Source organism: Hyphococcus sp., from assembly GCF_965267305.1.
Taxonomy (GTDB): Bacteria; Pseudomonadota; Alphaproteobacteria; order Caulobacterales; family Parvularculaceae; genus Hyphococcus.
Genome location: NZ_OZ253945.1, coordinates 1,374,860 through 1,392,849, shown reverse-complemented (window position 1 = coordinate 1,392,849; position 17,990 = coordinate 1,374,860). Strand labels below are relative to the sequence as shown.

Here is a 17,990-nt window from a genome sequence, read left to right as displayed (position 1 = left end):
TCGAAACCACGGATCGCCTGCGGCGCCGCTCCTGCAGGAGAAGCTTCCAAACGGAGCAGACTGGGGACGAAATCTCATAATGGCCGAACCGGGCGTTAAAGACACCAATATCGACAGTTTCTCTACGGACGGCGTGCGCCGCCGGGGGCCTGTGGCGCGCGCGCTGTTCGGCGACATCGTCCAGTTCATCGATTTCATCCTGGTCATCGTCATGTCCGTGGCGGTGGCCGAAATCTATCACGTCTTCTTCCTCGAGACGGCGATCGATCTTCAGAACTATACGGCGGCGGGGATCATGGGCGCGACCGGCCTGACGGCGCTCTTGCGCCGCGACGGCTATTACGAGTTCGACGAAATCGCCAAGGCGTCGAAAGCCGTGCGGGCGATCATCTCGCGCTGGGCGCTGGTGCTGCTCGGGCTTCTGGCTTTCGCCTTCGCGTTGAAGATTACCGAAAACTTCTCGCGCGTGTGGCTCACGGCCTGGTCGGCTGCGACGCTCGTTTCCGTCATTGGCGTGCGCTTCGGCGCAAGCGTCATGGCGCGGCGCATGAGCAAGGATGGCGGCGTTTTCGCGCGCCGCGTTGCGGTGGTGGGCGCCACCTCTCTCGGCGTCAAGTTCGCCGACTATGCAACAAAATCTCCTGCGGGCACTTTTATCGTCGGGATTTACGATGCGGGTCTCGTCAATAATGGCGACGCCCATCAAAGCGCGGCGAAAGGCGATCTCAACGATCTCGCCCATGCAGCCCGCAACGGCGAAATCGACGATATCGTCATCGCCGTGCCGCGCGCCTCGGGCGAGGATATGGCGCGGCTCGTGCGGCGTCTTTCGATTTTGCCGGTGTCGATCGCGATCTGCCCGAATATACACTGGCTCGACCATCTCGGCGGCGGCATCAGCGATGTGGGCGGCGTGCGCGTTCTTTCGCTTTACCGGCGCCCGCTCGAAGGCTGGGGCGGCGTCTTAAAAACGGTGGAGGATTACGTTTTCGGCTCCATCGCGCTGCTCGTATTTTCGCCGGTCATGTTGCTGGTCGCCATCGCCATCAAGCTTCAAGGCAAAGGTCCCATTCTCTTTGCGCAAAACCGGCACGGATTTAACAACGCTGTCTTCAAGGTCTATAAATTCCGCACCATGACGGTCGCAGAGGACGGCGATGTGGTGACGCAGGCGAAGAAGGGCGACGCGCGGATCACGCCGCTGGGCGCTGTTTTGCGCCGCTACAGCCTTGACGAGCTGCCGCAGCTTTTCAATGTGATACGGGGCGAGATGTCGCTTGTGGGACCGCGTCCCCATGCGCTTGCGCACAACCACCAATACGCCCAGATGATCGAAAACTATTCGGGCCGCCACAAGGTGAAGCCGGGGATCACCGGCTGGGCTCAGGTCAATGGCTATCGCGGCGAGACCTCGGAGACCGAACAGATGGCGGACCGCGTGCGTTACGATCTCGCCTATGTCGACAACTGGTCGCTCTGGTTCGATATAAAAATCCTGTTTTTAACGGTGAAAGCAGTGGTCTTTCCCCAAAACGCCGTTTAAGACCTCCGCCATATTCAAAGCTTTGCCGCCCGGCCCCGCGCCTTGATCCCGCGACGCCGTAGCAGCGGTTCTTGACGATGGGAATTCCGCCATGCGCGTCACCATGATTGGCACCGGCTATGTGGGCCTGGTTTCCGGCGCCTGTTTCGCCGATTTCGGCCATGACGTCGTCTGCGTCGACAAGGACGAGGCCAAAATCAGGAAGCTCGAAGAGGGCAAGATTCCGATTTACGAGCCGGGCCTTGAGGCGCTTGTCGCGGAAAACGTCAAAGCGGGGCGTCTTTCCTTCAGTCTCGATCTCGCGGCCTCGACGCCGAAATCCGACGCTGTTTTCATCGCCGTGGGGACGCCTTCGCGCCGCGGCGACGGCTTTGCGGATCTCTCCTATGTCTACAAGGCGGCTGAAGAGATTGCGGCGGTGATGGACGGTTATACGGTCATCGTCACCAAATCGACCGTGCCCGTGGGCACCGGGACCGAAGTTGAGGAGATCATCCGCCGCGTTCGGCCTGACGCCGATTTCTCGGTTGTCTCCAATCCGGAATTCCTGCGCGAAGGCGCAGCGATCATGGATTTCAAAAGGCCCGACCGCGTTGTGGTCGGCGCCGAGGACGAGCGCGCGCGAAAAGTCATGCGCGAGCTTTACCGGCCGCTTTATCTCAACGAAACGCCGATCGTCTTCACCAATCGCGCGACGTCGGAACTCATCAAATACGCGGCCAACGCCTTTCTCGCCACCAAGATCACCTTCATCAACGAGATGGCGGATATCTGCGAACAGGTCGGCGCCAATGTGCAGGAAGTGGCGAGAGGCATCGGTCTCGACGGGCGCATCGGGTCGAAATTCCTGCATGCCGGGCCGGGCTATGGCGGTTCGTGCTTTCCGAAGGATACGCTCGCGCTGGTTCGCACCGCCCAGGTCCATCATGCGCCGACCAAGATCGTCGAAGCGGTGGTGGAGATCAACGACGCCCGCAAAAAGAAAATGGCGGCGCGCGTGATCGACGCCTGCGGCGGCTCGCTGGAAGGCAAGACCATTGCGGTGCTCGGCCTCACTTTCAAACCGAACACGGACGATATGCGCGACGCGCCATCGCTTGACATCGTGCCGGCGCTGCAGGCGGCCGGCGCGCGGGTGCGCGCCTTCGATCCCGCGGGCATGCACGAGGCTGAGGGTCTTCTTAAAAACGTCGATTATGTGGAGGGGCCTTATCAGACGCTCGCCGGCGCCGACGCAGTCGTCATCATCACCGAATGGGACGAGTTCCGAGCGCTCGATCTTGACCGCGTGAAGTCGCTGATGAAGACGCCGATCATGATCGATCTGCGCAACATCTATCGCCCGACTGAAATGGCGGAGGCGGGGATCGCCTATCACTCCATCGGGCGGCCCCAGAAAGCGTAGAGCGCGGGGCTTTAAGCCCGCATCATCGTCCTTCGAGACGAAAAAATTCTTCATCCAGAGGGCGAGCGATAGCTCGCGTCTCGAAGGACGAAGGATTTTTCTCCTCAGGATGAAGCGATGATGCGGGTTCAACGCTCTACGCGGCGCGGAGTTTCTTCAGCACCGCGTTCTTGCGCGAGGTTTGTCCGCGGGCCGGCGCCGCGATGTCGAGGCGCGCGCGGCTTAAGATGTCAGCCGTCACCATGGGCGCCTCGCTGCGGAACACGGTCTTGCCGGTTTCGTCCACATAGATGATGAAGAACCCGTCCTCGGCGCCCAGCGCATGGCGCAAGAGTGCAGGGTCGAGCCAGTCCATGGGATCGCCATTCTGGCGCGGGGTCGTATCTCCGTAGACTTCCATCACCGAAACATCCGAGCGGATCAGCGCGGCGATCGCCGGCTTCAACAGGCGCCGCTGCATCCGGCAGGCGGGATGATTGGCGCCAGGCCCGATGATGAAGAGCGTGTTCTTCGGCGAGAATTTCTTCACCGTTTCGGCATTGCGCAGGCTCGTGCCGATCTCGGGAATGAGATTGGGCCGGAACGAGGCGAGCGCGGCGATGAAGCCGAACAGAAGGCACGTCGCAATGATGACGAAAGTCAGTTCCATACCGTGTGGAAAATACCCTTTCGTCCTTGCTTTCCCGTTAACCGGCTGTTTGCAATGCTGCGGCGGATGGTTACCGGAAGGTGAATAACACGGGGGGAAGCCCCGCAAAAGTTAAAGCGGCGCGAGGGCGGAAAATGCTCGCTCTAGTGCGGAACCGGCTGCGTTTTCCCCGTCAGCATCTCGTCATAAAGGCCCGGCGCGAGGATTTTGCGGCGATATATCATCACGCCGGCGACGAGGAGCATGACGACCCCGGCGGCGACGAAGGCGAGCCGCGGGTCGGCCCCGGTGCGCGTGATCGCCAGCACCGAGAGCGAGCCCGGAATGGCGAAGGCGGCGTAGGCGAAGGCGCCGGCGGCCATGATCCGCGCGCGGGTTTCGCGCGGCGCGCGCCGCTGCATCGCCGCCTGCAGGGGGGAGATGTAAACGCCGGACAAGGCGGCGTTGAGGATGAGCGCGCCGATCAAAAACCGTCCGCCCGCTGATGAAAAAAGCGCGCCAAGCGTCAGCGGCGCCTCCGGCGTTCCGGCGGCGAGGGGCGTCAGGAAATAAATGGCAATGCTGGTGAGGCCCGCAAAACCAATGGCGGCGGTCGATGCGCCGAGGCCCGAGCTTTTCTTCGAAAGGCTCGCGGCGCCGACAGCGCCGAGCCCGGCGCCAATGGCGAAGAACCCATTGAGCGCAGCCCAGACGATCGGCGTCGCATAAAGCGCATCGCGTCCGTAAAGCGGAATGGCGACGGTGAGGGCCGTCGACAGGAAATAGAACAACGCGGAACCGAACAGCGGCGGCGCGACGCCGCGCGCCGCGAACACATGCCGGAACATCATCAAGGTCTGGTGAAAGCCGTTGAAACTGAGTTTCAGGTCCGGGGCGTTGGCCTCGGCTTGGGGCGCAAAAAGCGCTGCGACAAGACCGACGGTCGAAGCTGTAACCAACACGGCGGCGACCATAGTCCCGCCCCCCGGCAGGACGATCAGCGTGCCGCCCACAAGATAGCCGATGAGAATGAAGGAAAAGAGCCCGGCATTGCAGAGCCCGTTGCCGCGCACGAGTTCATTCGCGGCGAGATATTTAGGCATGGCCGAGACGCGCACGGGAGAGAAGAACGCCGATTGCGCCCCCATCGCGAACAGCATGGCGATGGCGAGCCCGCCCCAGCCAAACGCAAACGCCGCGCCGGCGACAAGCATCAGGATGAGCTCCATCGCCTTCGTGCGCCGGAACATCATCGAGGTTTCGTATTTGTCGGCGAGCTGTCCGGAGACGGAGGAAAAGATCAGGATCGCCGCGGGCAGGAGCGTGCCGATCACCGGAACGGAGTCATCGGGTCTTGAAAAAAGCGGCACGGGGATGACGCCTGCCGGAATGCCGATCAGCAAAGCCTGACGCAGCGTGTTGTCGGCGAAGGTGCCGAAGGAAAGCGCCGTCCACATGGGAAGGAAGCGCCGCTGAAAGAAGAGGGGGAGTTTCGCGGCGCGGTCGGGGGCTCTCACGTTTCTCAACTCCGCGGATCGGGCAGAAGGCCCCCGAGTTCGATGTCTTTCGGCGCTTCGTCGCCGAGGAGTTCAATAGATCGCGTTTCGATGGCGCGCTCAAGCCGCAGCATGAACGTCTCCTTATCGAGACCGGGTTCGATCGGGTCGAGATATTCGATCACCGCTTCGCCTGGCGTCAGGCGCCAGCTTTGTTGCGGCCAGCGCAGGCCGAGATTGGTCGCAGCGGGCACGACCGGCTGACCATAGGCTTCATACATGTGGAAGACGCCTTTGCGGTAACGATAATGTTGGCCCACCGGCGCGAGATTGCCTTCCGGATAAATCAGGATGCGGCGGTTTTCGGCCTGCGCCTTCTTCAGCTCCTCATCGACAAGGCGCGCGCGGGCGTGGGCGCCGCCGCAATTGTCGACGACGATGGCGCCCATCTTCCGCAAAAGCCCGCCGACCAGGGGAAAATTCTCCAGATGATCGCCGGTGACGAAGGCGAGATCCTCGAACTGCGAAAAAGTGAGAAAGCCGTCGCCCCAGCTCTGGTGCTTCGCGGCGATGATGAAGGGCCCGTCCGGAACCTTCTCCTTGCCGCGCACGACGATTTTGACGCCGGCGACCCAGCGCATCCAGAAACACATGACGCTTGTGTAGCCTTGAATCCAGCGCATCAGCGGTTTGCGCCCGGGCAGCATAAGAAGGGGAACGGCGCCGAGCACATAAAAGATCGACGTGATCCAGTAGAGCGCCTGAAAAACGATGGAGCGGAGGGTCGTAATCATGGCGGACCTCTTACGATTTCAACACGGCGATGACGGCGCGGGCGAGGGCGTCTTCGTGACTTTTGAGATCGCCCCCGACGCGGCCATAGATTTTATGCAGCGCCGCTTGCAACACGACGCCGAGCGCGGAAGCCGCTTTCAGCTTCGCGTCGCCAGGCGGAATTTCCTTCGCGGCGATCGCCTCGGCGATGACGTCCTCGACCGTGGCGACCGGGTTCGGCCCGCGCGCGGATTTGTCCGCATAGGGAAGAAACCGGTGCGTCGTCAGCAGGTGATAGGAAAACAGCGTCCAGTCCTCGTCGGCGATACTGACATAAGCGGCGGTGATGGCGCGCGCTTTCGCCTCGATTCCCTTGGCGCCCGCCGCCGCGTTCGCCACTTCCCGGGCAAGGCGGGCGTGGATCGCGAAGAACATGGTTTCGGCGAGCGACTCTTTGCTGGGGTAATGACGGTAGAGCGCCCCTTCGGAAACGCCGCTCGCCGCCGCCATCTCCCGCGTCGTCACGGCGTCGACCCCGCGCGCGCAGAACAGCGCCAGCGCCGCCCGCTCGATCCGGGCCTTCGCCCCTGCCGCGCCTTCGGTGACGCTCTGGGGGAGGGATTTCGCGGATTTGGTCTCAGGCTTGGCGGCCACGGTTTTTCTCCCTGCCGGCGGGGGCGAAATGGGTGTGAGCGTTCACTCACAGGCGGAGATATAGGCGACGGCCGGGCGGCTGTCAAGTGAGCGCTCACTCACAACTGGATATAAGTCTAAAGTACAGAACGGGAAAAGAGGGTCAGCAACCTCCTGAAAGCTGAGTTGAAACGGAAAGGCGTCACCTATGCCGGGCTCGTGGAAAAGCTGGCGGAAATAGGCGTTGAAGAAAAGGAAGCAAACATCAAGAATAAGCTCTCTAGGGGCAAATTCTCAGCGGTGTTTCTTCTGCAATGTCTGAACGCAATAGACACTACGACACTGCGGTTAGATTAGCATTAATTGCCGTTTTTAGCGTTGTAGTGCTCGGGCTATATAGTCTCACTGGCCCAGTAAATCGCGGCGGCGAAAGTAATTACGAAGCCGCAGAGGAGCAGACCCCAGCCGGTCAAACGCCGCCTCAAATCGAACCCAGGTTTTACGGTCAAAACAAGTCCGTAACCTGCGAGGCGATAGCCAACATACATTATCGCGAAGGCGGCTACGGTGAGGATGATATAGCGCGCTGCGATCTGCGCGCGCAGCGTCAAATGGCTCTGTTTACGGTAGTTATCGCCGGGCTCACGTTTATTGGTCTCGTCGTCCTTTGGCAGACCTTGCGCGCTACGCAGGCCACTTTGACAGAGGCTGAAAACGCTACGAAAGCAGCAATTGAAACGACGGCCGTCACTCGGCGCATCGGAGAAGCGCAGGTCCGCGCTTACCTTGCGATAATTGACGGCTGGTGGGAGATGGATTCCGAAGGCCAATTCGAGGTGACCGCCGTAATTAAGAACGTAGGGCAATCGCCAGCCAATTTCGTAAAAATGCGATTTGAGGCCATTTTCTACGCCAAATCGGGCGCCGTCGCCCAAAAACTCAAAAGCCGTCACAAAGAGTGGCGAGGTGAGATCGTGCAGCCTATCCCCGCCTCTCAATTTCAAGAAGGAACAGCAAAAGCCCCTCTCAATAGAGAGGCCGTTGACGCCTTCGCGAACGGCGGGCAAGTAGCGCTTGAGATCGACATCAGCTACGGCGACGTCTTTAAGACCAAGCCCTATCCCTCGGTGAAGTTCTCCATAAAAACGAGGCAAACGGGGGAACTCACCGGCAGCTTCGTGCTCGCCCAGCCCCGAAATTAATATCAATAATAGATATAGCTTCAGCATGCCCGCAGCCTAGCGGGCGCGGTGGTTGGTGCGGATGCTACATAAGGCCGACGGGGAGGGCGAGGCAGCCTGGCGGTGCTGTGGCCGGTTTCCACTCCGACCACCCCGGCGAAAGCCGGGGCCCAGCAAAAGAACAATCCCGGGCGGAGCCCGCCTTTTTGCATGAAACTGGATCCCGGCCGAAGCCTGTCCTCGGGCTGGCCGTTGGCTAGCCCGGGGCCGGGATAATCGGGGGGAAAAACGCAAGGGACGGAGCAGGCTCTGACGAACGCGCGTTGCCGCCTCGTTCCGCCCACTGCAATAACGCGAAAAGCACCTCGAAAATGTTGAATCTTCACGGCCGCAACTGTCACGTCAAACGTTACATTTTCGGATTGAGCGGCCTCTGCGTCGTGTCCTGATCCCGCAGAAATAAAGGCGTTGCGGGCGATCTCCCGTGAAACGGGGCCCCAATCCCGATCCACTGGCGCGTACTTATCCACCGCTTCCGCCGCGGCCTTATCATCGTCTTCGTAGAAATTGAAACGCCTGCCTTTGCGACTCGCCACGGCTTGCTTGTCCCGGGCCCGATCCGGGAACCGTGGCGTCCATCTCCTGAACGATCCTCACGCGCTGTATTGGCGGCGAGGGCGGGAGTTGGTCCCTACGCTTGAAGCGTGGCGGGGCGAGTGCATGCGGCGGCAAGGAAAGGACGAGACAGAAAATGCCAAATGGCGCCACATCGGCCGGAACGCCAATGAATCTGCGGCTCGAAAAAGGCGGCTGTTATTCCGCGGCGCGGGCGGCGGACGGCGCGGCGGCGCGGACGGCTTCCATCACCGGGGCCGCCACATGCTCGGGCAGCGTGACAGCGCCGCCATCGGTCTGCGGCGCCCAGAAAAAGCCGGAGGGATTGTGATCGCCGGTGCGGCGCGCTGGCGTCAGCTCGATTTCTCCGTAGACGTCGGAAACAATCCTGCGGAAGTCTCTTGGCGCGGTCGCGCGGTCCCATTCAATAAAGAGATCGGGCAGCTCTTCGACATGCGGCCCCTTAAAAACCCGGCGCACTGGAACCACGCGTTTGACGATCGGTTTGCCCGTATCGGCGTTCATGAACGTCATGACGGCCTGCGTGATCTCTCCGACAACCGCATCGTAGTCTGCGCCGGGCGCGACGATCCCGTGTTTTTCCCGGCCTTTGACATTGATGCGCACGGCCCCGGCATTGTCATTATGCGGCACGGCGAAGAAGCGGCGGCGCGCGAAATCGCTGACGGCGACCTTGCGGCGCAGCGCGCGCACCAGCGGCGCGAACCGCCGGCGCAGATTGAGCGGGACAAGCGAATGAAAGCTTTTCTTCGCGGTTTCCGCGACGGTCGGCGGCGCTTCGACGCCCCAGTCGATGCGGCGCATCATCTCGTCCATCGCGGAATTGGCGCTGACGAGGCGCCCCATGCCTGGCCCGCCAAGAACGAAAACCCTGGCGTCGGGCCCCGCCGCCTCGAGAATCTTCGCCGCCGCCGCGTCGAGGCGGCGGTAACAGTCCGTCAGCGGCTTGGTGATGATCCGCGCGGTGTCCGGGTCGTGCCGGTCATGGGTTTCGTCCTCGAGATGATAAAAATGATGGCCCACATCATGAGCGTCGGAAAAGCAGGCGATGAAAAGGTCCCAGTCGCCCCCGCGAAGCTGGTCGGCGCAGAAGGCGGCCTTCGCGTCGATGCGGTTGAAAAGGTCGCGAAGATAGTCCGCCTGATCTTCCGCGGCCGGGCGCGGCCTGAATTCGAAGCCGCCGCCGATCCCGTCGCCGCGAAAATATTTTTTGCCGTCCTCGGCGAGCGATGCGGGATGCCAGATCGTTTCGGTCAGGGGATCATGACCGAGCCAGTTGTCGACGAGCAGGCCGTTGGCGAGGGGCTTGGGCATCATGCGGTGCCAGTCGGCAATGGCGACGCGATAACCTTCCGCATCAAGACGGTTCCAGAACGGCGTGATGTCCGGCAGGGAGGATTCGTGATTGGGAACGATGTCGTAAGTCTCGGGCTTGAACTGCATGAAGAAATAATGCCCGTGATGGGCGGGCCCCGCGCCGATGGCGGCGCTGTTCCAGAATTGCGCCGCGCCCTGACCGGCGTCGTTTTCGATGGCGTGGACGGCGGCGCGGTCGCGAAGGCGTTTCAACGCGGGCAGTTCGCCGGCTTCGATCAGCGCATCCATGAAAGCCGGATCCGCCCCGTCGAAACCGAACATCAGCACTTTCGCCGCCATCGTTTGTCCGCCTCGTCTGTCGCTTGCTGTGCAAACTCCGAAAGGAGCAAGAACCCTGCCACGGATATCAGCGTTAACAAAGGGCGGCCGGAATATCAGGATCTCGGCGGCGCTTTCCGGACGCAGGCGAGAATCGGCGCCGTGACGTCTTCAGGTTTCGCCACGGATGCGGAGGCGAAAGCGGGCGGCGCCCAGAAAAAACCGAATGGCGTGTGGTCGCCCGTGCGCGTCTTCGGCGGCACGACGACCTCGCCGAATTTTTCCGAAACGACTTTGCCGAAATCCCCATGCGTATCCATGCGGTCCCATTCGATGAAGATATCGGGCAGGAGATCACGGTTCGGCCCGTCTATGTCTTGCGCCGTTTCGACAACACGCCTGACGATGGAGCGTCCGGTCGCCGGATTGATGAAGCTTGTGACGCCCTCGCGGATTTCCTCGATAACCGAGCGGTATTCATTGCCCTGCGCCACGACGCCGTATTTCTCGCGGCCCTTGAGATTGATGCGGATCGCGCCGGAATTGTCATTGTGCGGAACGGCGAAGAACCGCCGCCCGTGATAAGCGTTTTTGGCGAGGCGCCGGCGGAAGAGGCGCGCAATCGGCGCGAGACGATTGCGCAGGCCCTTCGGAATGAGGGAATGATAGGTGCGCCTGGCCGTCTCCGAACTTGAAAGCGGCGCGCCGACGCCGGCATCGACGCGGCGCACGATCTCGTCGAAGGCGGCATTGGCGCTGACGAGCGGCTCCATGCCGGGCCCGCCCAGAACGAAAACCGACGCGTCGGGGCCGGCCGCCGCGATCAGGTCGCCGACGGCCTTGTCGAGGCGGCGATAGCACTCTTTCAACGGATTGGGAATTGCGGCCGCCGTCTCCGCATCGTAGAGCGCATTCTTTTCATCTTCATACTGAATATAATAATGACCCACATTGTGAGCTTCGGAAAAGCAGGCGACGTAAAGATCGAAATCGCCGTCGCGAAGCTGATCCGCAAAGAAAGAGGCCTTGATGCCGATGCGCCCGAGAATCCGGTCGTAAAATTCCTTCAGCGCCGCCGCGCCTTCGCGCGGCCTGCTGCCGAAACCTTCGGCGATGGGATCCTCTGCAGCATATTTCGCCGCGACGTCCGCCATTTCAGGTGGATGGAAAACGGAGGGCGTGTAAGGGTCCTGGGCGAACCAGCGATGCATGATGATCCCGTTCTTCAACGGAGCATGCGGCATGCCGTACCAGTCGACGACGCCCGTGCGGTAGCCTTCATCGTCAAGGCGCCGCCAGAAGGGCGTGACTTGCGGCAGCCCGGAATTGTAATCGAGCAGGATATCGTAATTTTCCGGATTGAAGACGAGGTAGAAATAGCGGCCATGATGTCCAGGGCCCACACCGGCGGCGGCAGAGGTCCAGAACTGAACATTGCCTTGGCCAGGGTCGTTTTCGACCTCAAACGTCGCCGAGCGGTCGCGCAGGCGCTTGAAATGGGGCAGCTCTCCGGCGGCGATCATCCGGTCGATGAACCGGCGATCCGCCCCATCGAGGCCGATTATGAGGGTTTTTGTTCCCAAAAGTTGGGCTCTCCGCAGGCTTTATCCGGTTTTTGATCAATCCGCCGCCCATGACCAGCAAATCCGGCGCCGCCCTTGTGTCCCGGCAGGCGAGTTTGGGGCCTCGGCGCGGCAAAAGGGGGAAGGGCGCATTGCAACCGGACCTTGGATCGCTATATATCCCGCGGACCTTGCCGGGCCCGGGGCTTAAAAAAAGAAACTGTCCGGCCTGCCGTTCCTGAGATTCCCGAGGGAGTACCCTGCTGATGTTCTTTTCGCCCGCTTATGCGCAGGCCGCTGAAGGCGCCGCGCCGAATCCGCTGCTGAACCTGGCGTTTCCGGTGCTGATTTTCGTGATTTTCTGGTTCCTCCTGATCCGTCCCCAGATGACGGCGCGCAAGAAGCATCAGGAAATGGTCAATAATGTGCGCCGCGGCGATGTGGTCGTCACCGCTGGCGGCATCGTCGGCAAGGTGACGAAAGTCCTCGAAGGCGAAGAGATCATGGTGGAGCTTGCCGACAATGTGACGGTGAAGGTGGTGAAGTCGACCTTGAGCGACGTGCGCACCAAGCCGCAGCCCCCGGCGAATGACTAAGCTGCGCCGCAACCAACAATAAGGCGCGCCAAAGCGCCGAAAACGGGCCCAGATTCATGCTCCAGTTTTCGAAAATCCAAACCGCCGGCCTTGCGCTGATTATTTTCCTCGGCGCGCTTTTCGCGCTTCCGAACCTTCTATCCGAGGACGCGCGCGGCAGCCTGCCGGGCTTCTTCCCGAAGGGAACGATCAATCTCGGTCTCGACCTTCAGGGCGGGTCCCATCTCCTCCTCGGCGTCGACACGGAAAAAGTCATCGACGACCGCATGAAAGCGCTCACCGGCGACGTTCGCCGGGAATTGCGGCCCAATCGGGCAGCCAATCGCGAGCGGATTTCGGTGGAAAGTCTTTCCTATAACGAAGAAGAGAACACCATCTCGCTTCTCATCGCCGATCCGGCTGATGCTGACGAGGCCGAAGAGCGGCTGCGCGAACTGACGCGCGGCGGCGTCGGCGGCGCGCTGGGACTTGGCATTCGCGCCTATACGCTGACCGCAGACGGCCAGCGTTTTGAAATCGCCATGACGCCGGAAGCGGAGCGTTACTGGTCCGACGAGGCCGTGCGCGATTCTATCGAAGTCGTGCGCCGCCGCATCGACCCCGCCGGTAACAAGGAAGTGCTGATCGCGCCCCAGGGCGTCGGCCGCATCGTCGTGCAGGTGCCGGGCGACAACGATCCGGAAGCCCTGCAGCAGCTCATCAACCGCACCGGCCAGCTCAGCTTTCATCGCCAGGACCCGACCGTCAGTTTTGCGGACGCGCAGGCGGGTCTCCTGCCGCCGGGCCGCATGTATGTTCCGTTCGCGGAGCTCGAAGGATCGGGCCAGCCGGGTCTCGTTCTTTATGAAGACGCTGAAGTCACGGGGGACATGGTGGTCAATGCGACCTCGCAACCGGACCCCGATGGCGGCTTCCAGATCAACTTCGATTTCGACAATCGCGGCGCGCGGCGTTTCGCCGATTATACGCGCAATAATATCGGCGCTATCTTCGCGATCGTCCTCGATAACGAAATCATCTCGGCGCCGCGCATTCAATCTGCAATCACGCAAGGTTCCGGCCGCATCACCGGCAACTTCACGGCGCAGGAAGCTTATGACACGGCGCTCCTCATTCGGTCCGGCGCGCTTCCCGCTGAACTTCAGACGCTGGAACAGCGCACGGTCGGCGCGCAGCTCGGCCAGGATTCGGTCGAGGCCGGCGCCAAGGCGCTGGTTATCGGTTTTATCGCCGTCATCATCTACATGATCGTCAGCTACGGCCGATTCGGCGTTTACGCAGATATCGCGCTGATCGCCAACGTGATCCTCATCGCGGGCGTCCTGTCGCTGCTCGGCTCGACGCTGACCTTGCCCGGCATCGCGGGTATTGTCTTGACCATCGGCATGGCCGTTGACGCCAATGTGCTCATCTTCGAGCGCATCCGCGAGGAGATTATCGCCGGCAAGACGCCCATCAAGGCGGCGGAAACCGGCTATGACAAGGCGCGCTCGGCGATCATTGACGCCAACATCACGACCTTTCTCGCCGCGCTCATCATGTTCCAGCTCGGTGCTGGCCCCGTGCGCGGCTTTGCGATCACGCTGGCGGTGGGCGTGGTGACTTCTGTCTTCACCGCCTATGTGCTGACGCGGCTGTTCGCAGGAGGCTATCTCCTTTCGAAACGGCCGAAAGAAATCAGACTTTAAAGGGGCCGATCGCCATGTTGCTGAAGCTGATCCCCGACAACACCACCATCGGCTTTACGCGGATGCGCTTCATCGCGCTCATTTTTTCCGCGCTTCTGGTTGTGGGTTCGCTGATCGCGATCTTCACGCTTGGCTTTAACTTCGGCGTCGACTTCAAGGGCGGCGTCACCATCGAAGTCGCCGACGACCAGCCCATCGATATCGGCGAAGTGCGCAGCATTGTCTCCGATCTCAATCTCGGCAGCGTCGACGTTCAGAGGATTCAGGATTTCGCCGGAGCCGACGAGGCAGTGCTGATCCGCATCTCGCAACAGGAAGCGGAAGGCGAAGACGAATCCGCCGGTGAAACGGCGCAGCAGCAAGCCTCGCTCGCGGTGCAGGATGCGTTGCGCGAACTTCTGGGCGATGGCGTCGATTTCCGCAAAGTCGACGTGGTTGGCCCGACGGTTTCAGGCGAACTCGTGCAGAAAGGCGCGCTCGCCGTGGCGCTCGCCATCGGCATGATGCTGATCTATATCTGGCTGCGCTTCGAGTGGCAGTTCTCGCTGGGCGCCATTGTCGCGCTGATTCACGACGTCATCATCACACTCGGCATGTTCGCCGTGACGCGGCTTGAGTTCAATCTCGCGATTATCGCCGCGATCCTGACGATTGTCGGCTATTCCATGAACGACACGGTGGTCGTCTATGACCGGGTGCGCGAGAATTTGCGCAAATTCAAGCAAAAGCCGCTAGCCGAACTTCTCGATGTTTCCATCAATGACACGCTGACGCGCACCATCATGACTTCCGGCACGACGATGCTGGCGCTCATTGCTCTGGTCATTTTCGGGGGAGAGGTGCTGCGCGGCTTCACGCTGGCGATGATCTGGGGGATCGTGATCGGCACTTATTCATCGATCTTCGTCGCGTCGCCCTTCCTCTTGGCGACAGGCGTCAAGCGAGACTGGTCGAAAGCCGTTCCGGTCGGAGCCTGAAACGGCTTTCGCCAGAATTTGACCTACGCTTTGCGCAGATTGTCGGCGGCGAAATCCCAGTTCACGAGTTTGTCCAGAAACGTCGAGATGTAATCGGGCCGCTTGTTCTGATAATCGAGATAATAGGCGTGCTCCCACACATCCATGGTCAGGAGCGGGGTGACGCCCGCTTCGGTCAGAGGCGTTTCAGCATTGAGCGTCTTTCTGACTTCAAGCTTGCCGTCTTTGATGACGAGCCAAGCCCAGCCCGAACCGAATTGCGTCGCGCCGGCGTCTGCGAAAGCCTCCTTGAAACCGTCATATCCGCCGAAAGCGGCGTCGATCAGTTCCGCGATCTGGCCTTTGGGCGCGCCGCCGCCATTGGGGCTCATGGAGTTCCAGTAAAATGTGTGGTTCCAGGATTGCGCGGCGTTGTTGAAAAGGCCCTGATCGCCTTTTTCCTTCGCCGCCTGCACGATCTCTTCGAGAGATGCGTTTTCAAGATCGGTGCCTTTGATCGCCTTGTTGGTTTTGTCCACATAAGCGGCGTGGTGTTTGCCGTGATGAAATTCCAGCGTTTCTTTCGAAACATGGGGCGCGAGCGCGCCTTTGTCATAGGGAAGGTCGGGTAATTCAATCGCCATGTTCGCCTCTCATCTTACTATGCGGGTTATCTATGCAGACGAGCCGCAGCGTGCAAGCGCGCAACCGCCGCATGCGGGGTGGGATTGTGAGTAACAAAGTTTTGACCGGGCGTTGCGCGCGTCATCGAAATTTCATTCTCTTTACAGCGTCATCAAGCTGTCATTGATTGCCCGCATGTCAGAGACATCAACACAGAGCCTCGCGCATTGTTCCAGTCTTGTCCGCAGCCAAGATGAAGATCGCTGGCTTGCAGCACATTATGCGGCCGGCCCGCTTCAAGATGCTCTGCTGGCCCTGGCGGCGCTTAGGATTGAACTCCGGCGCATTCCGTCGCAGGTGAGCGAGCCGCCGCTTGGCGAAATCCGCCTGCAATGGTGGCGCGAGGGCCTTGAAGCCATTCAGGAAGGCCGCCCTCCGCGGGCGCATCCCGTGCTTGAAGCGGCTGCGTCAACAATGCTGGGTGAGAAACGATGGGCGGGCGAACTCGATTCTGTCATCGACGCCTGCAGCCGCCCGCTCTATGGCGAAGGATTCTCCTCTGCCGAAGACCTCTCAGCTTGGTTCGTGGAAACCGACGGCCGCCTTGATGCGCTGGGCGCGGCGATGGGCGGCGGCGATGATGCGCTCGCCGGCGCCGCCGCTAAAGCCGGGGCCGCTTTCGCCATGGCGCGGGAGGGAAGAATCCTGGCGCCGAGACTGGCGGAGGAGATTAACGCGCATGCTTTGCGCATATATAAGGAGGCGGCGCCGGTTGTCGCGAATGCGGCAGGGGACGCGGCCCCAACGCTTTTGCATTTGTCGCTGACGCCGCTCTATCTGAGGAAGGGCGATGCGCGCGCGCCGCTTCGCAAGCGGCTGACGCTCTTTGCCGCCATGGCGTTCGGACGATTTTAGATTCTTTCGTGCGCGTTTTGAGACGGAGTTGATGGATGGGAACCGTCAACCGGTAACCACTTTTCCTTCAAAACGCTCTGGGTCAGGTATGATGCTCGATATTTTCTTCGATCAGCGCTTTATTATAGGCGGCGAGCGCTTTCACCCGGGATAGATAGCCGACCACCTGCTCCTTGTCCGCGGGGTCCACGACAGGCAGGCCGTGTTCTTCGGCTTCATTGAGCTTCGCCAGCGCTTCGCCGAGAGACTGCCCGGCTTCTAAGCGGTCGGCGTCAGAGGGCAGCGGCGCGCCCGGCGGCATTTTCTCCATCACTTCGCGCACGCGCGTGGTTTTCAGGATAATGCCTTGCGGGCCTTCGGAAAGATCGTAGCCGCGCCGAGATAATTGCCAATGAAAGAACGACTTGCCGCATGTCCATTGCGTAATCAGCGTCGCGATGGCGACCGCAACCATCAGCGACACGGTGATGCCGTATTCGCCGGTAAGTTCGAAAACGATCAGCGTCGTTGAAATCGGCGCGCCGAGAATGGCGCCCGAAACCGCGCCCATGCCGATCATGGCGTAATAAACCGGGCTTGCGGTCGCTTCCGGGAAAAGCTCGCCCAGCGCGGCGCCGAAGGCCGCCCCCATAAAGGCGCCGATGACAAGCCCCGGCGAGAACACGCCGCCGCCGAACCGGCAGGAGAGGGTGACGGCCGTCGCCGCGCTTTTCATCAGCACAAGGATGACAAGGAGATGCAGCGCATAATCGCCGTTGAGGGCCTTCGTCACCGCTTCATATCCAACGCCGAAAACCTCCGGATAGAAAATCCCGATAAAGCCGACAATGACGCCCCCGATGGGCGGCAGGAGGAGATAGGAGATGTTCCGCTTCTGCGCGAACTCGCGCACGCTGACGGTCATCCGCCTAACAGCCTGCAAGAAGCCAGAAGCGACGAGGCCGCAGAAGACGCCGAGGAGCGCCGCAAGCGGCACGTCGATGGTGCCCACCGCGCCGTATTCAGGGGGCGCGAAGGCGGGAAAGTCGCCGAGATGAATGCGGGTGATGATCGCCGCCGCGACGCTCGCCGCCGCGATGGGCCCGAAGACAGAGAGCGCGTAATTGCCGAGGATGACTTCGAGGGCGAAAAGAACGCCGGCGACGGGCGCATTGAAGCTCGCCGAGACCGCCGCCGCTGCGCCGCACCCTAAAAGCGCGCGCCGGTGTTTCGCGGTAAAGCCGAGCTTGCGGTTCAAGATGGAGGCGATGGTGGCGCCGAGATGGACGGCCGGGCCTTCACGGCCGGCGCTGCCCCCGGCGCCGAGAGAGACGGCGGAGACCGTCGCAGCGGCGAGCCCCGCGCGCAGCGAAATATATCCGCCCGAAACCGCCCGCGCCTCGATCACTTCCGCGACCGCCTGGCCGCGCCCGCCCGGAAGCCACTGAAATCGGTCGGCGAGGAAAAGGAGGCCTGAGACCGCGAAGCCTCCGATCACGGGCGCCGTCCAGGCGCGCCAGGGGGTGAGGGAGGCGGCGCCGCTGACGACCCCGCCTTCCGTTTCGCCAAAGGCGAGCGTTGAGACGGCGTCGATGGCGTAGCGGAAGGCGATCACGCCATAGGCCGCCGCGACGCCGATCACCACCGCCAAAATCCATACACGGAGCACATCCACGCCCTGCAGCCTGCGGCGAAGTTTCCTGAGGGCGATAAGGATGCGTGCGATCTTCCGCGGCATG

General features: G+C 61.4%; 15 protein-coding genes and 1 pseudogene. 7 read left to right on the top strand and 9 right to left on the bottom strand.

Going from position 1 to position 17,990, the window contains the following annotated elements:
- The first annotated feature begins 79 nt into the window (after window positions 1-79).
- Window positions 80-1,543 (top strand): undecaprenyl-phosphate glucose phosphotransferase, encoded by a 1,464-nt coding sequence (locus ACQY5P_RS06595; RefSeq protein ID WP_428409940.1) that lies wholly within the window; start codon window positions 80-82, stop codon window positions 1,541-1,543.
- Between the two features lie 91 nt (window positions 1,544-1,634).
- The gene (locus tag ACQY5P_RS06590; RefSeq protein ID WP_428409938.1) at window positions 1,635-2,948 is read left to right on the top strand and encodes a UDP-glucose dehydrogenase family protein; all 1,314 of its coding nucleotides are present in this window, start codon (window positions 1,635-1,637) and stop codon (window positions 2,946-2,948) included.
- A gap of 136 nt (window positions 2,949-3,084) precedes the next feature.
- On the opposite strand, the gene ACQY5P_RS06585 is transcribed toward ACQY5P_RS06590, so the two are convergent.
- From ACQY5P_RS06585 to ACQY5P_RS06570, 4 genes are all read right to left on the bottom strand, one after another.
- Window positions 3,085-3,597, bottom strand: a complete 513-nt coding sequence (locus ACQY5P_RS06585; protein ID WP_428409937.1) for a hypothetical protein — start codon at window positions 3,595-3,597, stop codon at window positions 3,085-3,087.
- Between the two features lie 143 nt (window positions 3,598-3,740).
- A complete protein-coding gene (locus tag ACQY5P_RS06580; RefSeq protein ID WP_428409936.1) occupies window positions 3,741-5,093 on the bottom strand; it encodes an MFS transporter in 1,353 nt (450 codons plus the stop codon).
- 5 nt (window positions 5,094-5,098) lie between these two features.
- Window positions 5,099-5,866, bottom strand: coding sequence for a lysophospholipid acyltransferase family protein (locus ACQY5P_RS06575; protein ID WP_428409935.1), 768 nt, complete (start codon window positions 5,864-5,866; stop codon window positions 5,099-5,101).
- Window positions 5,867-5,876: 10 nt separating this feature from the next.
- Window positions 5,877-6,500 carry a TetR/AcrR family transcriptional regulator gene (locus ACQY5P_RS06570; protein ID WP_428409934.1) on the bottom strand — a complete coding sequence of 208 codons (624 nt, stop codon included), beginning with the start codon at window positions 6,498-6,500 and terminating at the stop codon, window positions 5,877-5,879.
- 144 nt (window positions 6,501-6,644) lie between these two features.
- Here ACQY5P_RS06570 and ACQY5P_RS06565 point away from each other — a divergent pair.
- Window positions 6,645-6,836, top strand: a pseudogene (locus ACQY5P_RS06565) (DUF6471 domain-containing protein); the annotation flags it as partial.
- Window positions 6,837-6,871: 35 nt separating this feature from the next.
- On the opposite strand, the gene ACQY5P_RS06560 reads toward ACQY5P_RS06565, so the two are convergent.
- The 3 genes from ACQY5P_RS06560 to ACQY5P_RS06550 all read right to left on the bottom strand — a co-directional run bounded on the left by ACQY5P_RS06560 (window position 6,872) and on the right by ACQY5P_RS06550 (window position 11,514).
- A complete protein-coding gene (locus ACQY5P_RS06560) occupies window positions 6,872-7,708 on the bottom strand; it encodes a hypothetical protein (protein WP_428409933.1) in 837 nt (278 codons plus the stop codon).
- A 765-nt stretch (window positions 7,709-8,473) separates the two neighbouring features.
- Window positions 8,474-9,952, bottom strand: coding sequence for a hypothetical protein (locus tag ACQY5P_RS06555; protein ID WP_428409932.1), 1,479 nt, complete (start codon window positions 9,950-9,952; stop codon window positions 8,474-8,476).
- 95 nt (window positions 9,953-10,047) lie between these two features.
- Complete coding sequence (locus tag ACQY5P_RS06550; RefSeq protein WP_428409931.1) at window positions 10,048-11,514, bottom strand: alkaline phosphatase family protein; 1,467 nt, start codon at window positions 11,512-11,514, stop codon at window positions 10,048-10,050.
- Between the two features lie 245 nt (window positions 11,515-11,759).
- Between ACQY5P_RS06550 and yajC the strand changes: the two genes are divergently transcribed.
- Genes yajC through secF form a run of 3 tightly spaced genes read left to right on the top strand, consistent with a single transcriptional unit; the run spans window position 11,760 to window position 14,754 of the window.
- The gene (yajC, locus tag ACQY5P_RS06545) at window positions 11,760-12,089 is read left to right on the top strand and encodes a preprotein translocase subunit YajC (protein WP_428409930.1); all 330 of its coding nucleotides are present in this window, start codon (window positions 11,760-11,762) and stop codon (window positions 12,087-12,089) included.
- A 56-nt stretch (window positions 12,090-12,145) separates the two neighbouring features.
- Window positions 12,146-13,777, top strand: a complete 1,632-nt coding sequence (secD, locus tag ACQY5P_RS06540) for a protein translocase subunit SecD (protein WP_428409929.1) — start codon at window positions 12,146-12,148, stop codon at window positions 13,775-13,777.
- Window positions 13,778-13,791: 14 nt separating this feature from the next.
- On the top strand, window positions 13,792-14,754 hold the full coding sequence (gene secF, locus ACQY5P_RS06535; protein WP_428409928.1) for a protein translocase subunit SecF: 963 nt from the start codon (window positions 13,792-13,794) through the stop codon (window positions 14,752-14,754).
- Window positions 14,755-14,777: 23 nt separating this feature from the next.
- On the opposite strand, the gene ACQY5P_RS06530 is transcribed toward secF, so the two are convergent.
- The gene (locus ACQY5P_RS06530; protein ID WP_428409927.1) at window positions 14,778-15,377 is read right to left on the bottom strand and encodes a superoxide dismutase; all 600 of its coding nucleotides are present in this window, start codon (window positions 15,375-15,377) and stop codon (window positions 14,778-14,780) included.
- 175 nt (window positions 15,378-15,552) lie between these two features.
- Here ACQY5P_RS06530 and ACQY5P_RS06525 point away from each other — a divergent pair, with 175 nt between their 5' ends.
- On the top strand, window positions 15,553-16,272 hold the full coding sequence (locus ACQY5P_RS06525; RefSeq protein ID WP_428409926.1) for a squalene/phytoene synthase family protein: 720 nt from the start codon (window positions 15,553-15,555) through the stop codon (window positions 16,270-16,272).
- A gap of 82 nt (window positions 16,273-16,354) precedes the next feature.
- Here ACQY5P_RS06525 and ACQY5P_RS06520 read toward each other — a convergent pair whose 3' ends face one another.
- Window positions 16,355-17,989, bottom strand: coding sequence for a chloride channel protein (locus ACQY5P_RS06520; protein WP_428409925.1), 1,635 nt, complete (start codon window positions 17,987-17,989; stop codon window positions 16,355-16,357).
- Window position 17,990: the final 1 nt, after the last annotated feature.

What these genes read in the sequence shown, in the direction of transcription:
- yajC (WP_428409930.1), top strand. Translation starts at nt 11,760, where the DNA reads ATGTTCTTTTCGCCCGCTTATGCGCAGGCCGCTGAAGGCGCCGCGCCG.
- secD (WP_428409929.1), top strand. Translation starts at nt 12,146, where the DNA reads ATGCTCCAGTTTTCGAAAATCCAAACCGCCGGCCTTGCGCTGATTATT.
- ACQY5P_RS06575 (WP_428409935.1), bottom strand. Translation starts at nt 5,866, where the DNA reads ATGATTACGACCCTCCGCTCCATCGTTTTTCAGGCGCTCTACTGGATC.
- ACQY5P_RS06585 (WP_428409937.1), bottom strand. Translation starts at nt 3,597, where the DNA reads ATGGAACTGACTTTCGTCATCATTGCGACGTGCCTTCTGTTCGGCTTC.
- secF (WP_428409928.1), top strand. Translation starts at nt 13,792, where the DNA reads ATGTTGCTGAAGCTGATCCCCGACAACACCACCATCGGCTTTACGCGG.
- ACQY5P_RS06590 (WP_428409938.1), top strand. Translation starts at nt 1,635, where the DNA reads ATGCGCGTCACCATGATTGGCACCGGCTATGTGGGCCTGGTTTCCGGC.
- ACQY5P_RS06555 (WP_428409932.1), bottom strand. Translation starts at nt 9,952, where the DNA reads ATGGCGGCGAAAGTGCTGATGTTCGGTTTCGACGGGGCGGATCCGGCT.
- ACQY5P_RS06525 (WP_428409926.1), top strand. Translation starts at nt 15,553, where the DNA reads ATGTCAGAGACATCAACACAGAGCCTCGCGCATTGTTCCAGTCTTGTC.
- ACQY5P_RS06560 (WP_428409933.1), bottom strand. Translation starts at nt 7,708, where the DNA reads ATGCTGAAGCTATATCTATTATTGATATTAATTTCGGGGCTGGGCGAG.
- ACQY5P_RS06530 (WP_428409927.1), bottom strand. Translation starts at nt 15,377, where the DNA reads ATGGCGATTGAATTACCCGACCTTCCCTATGACAAAGGCGCGCTCGCG.
- ACQY5P_RS06595 (WP_428409940.1), top strand. Translation starts at nt 80, where the DNA reads ATGGCCGAACCGGGCGTTAAAGACACCAATATCGACAGTTTCTCTACG.
- ACQY5P_RS06520 (WP_428409925.1), bottom strand. Translation starts at nt 17,989, where the DNA reads ATGCCGCGGAAGATCGCACGCATCCTTATCGCCCTCAGGAAACTTCGC.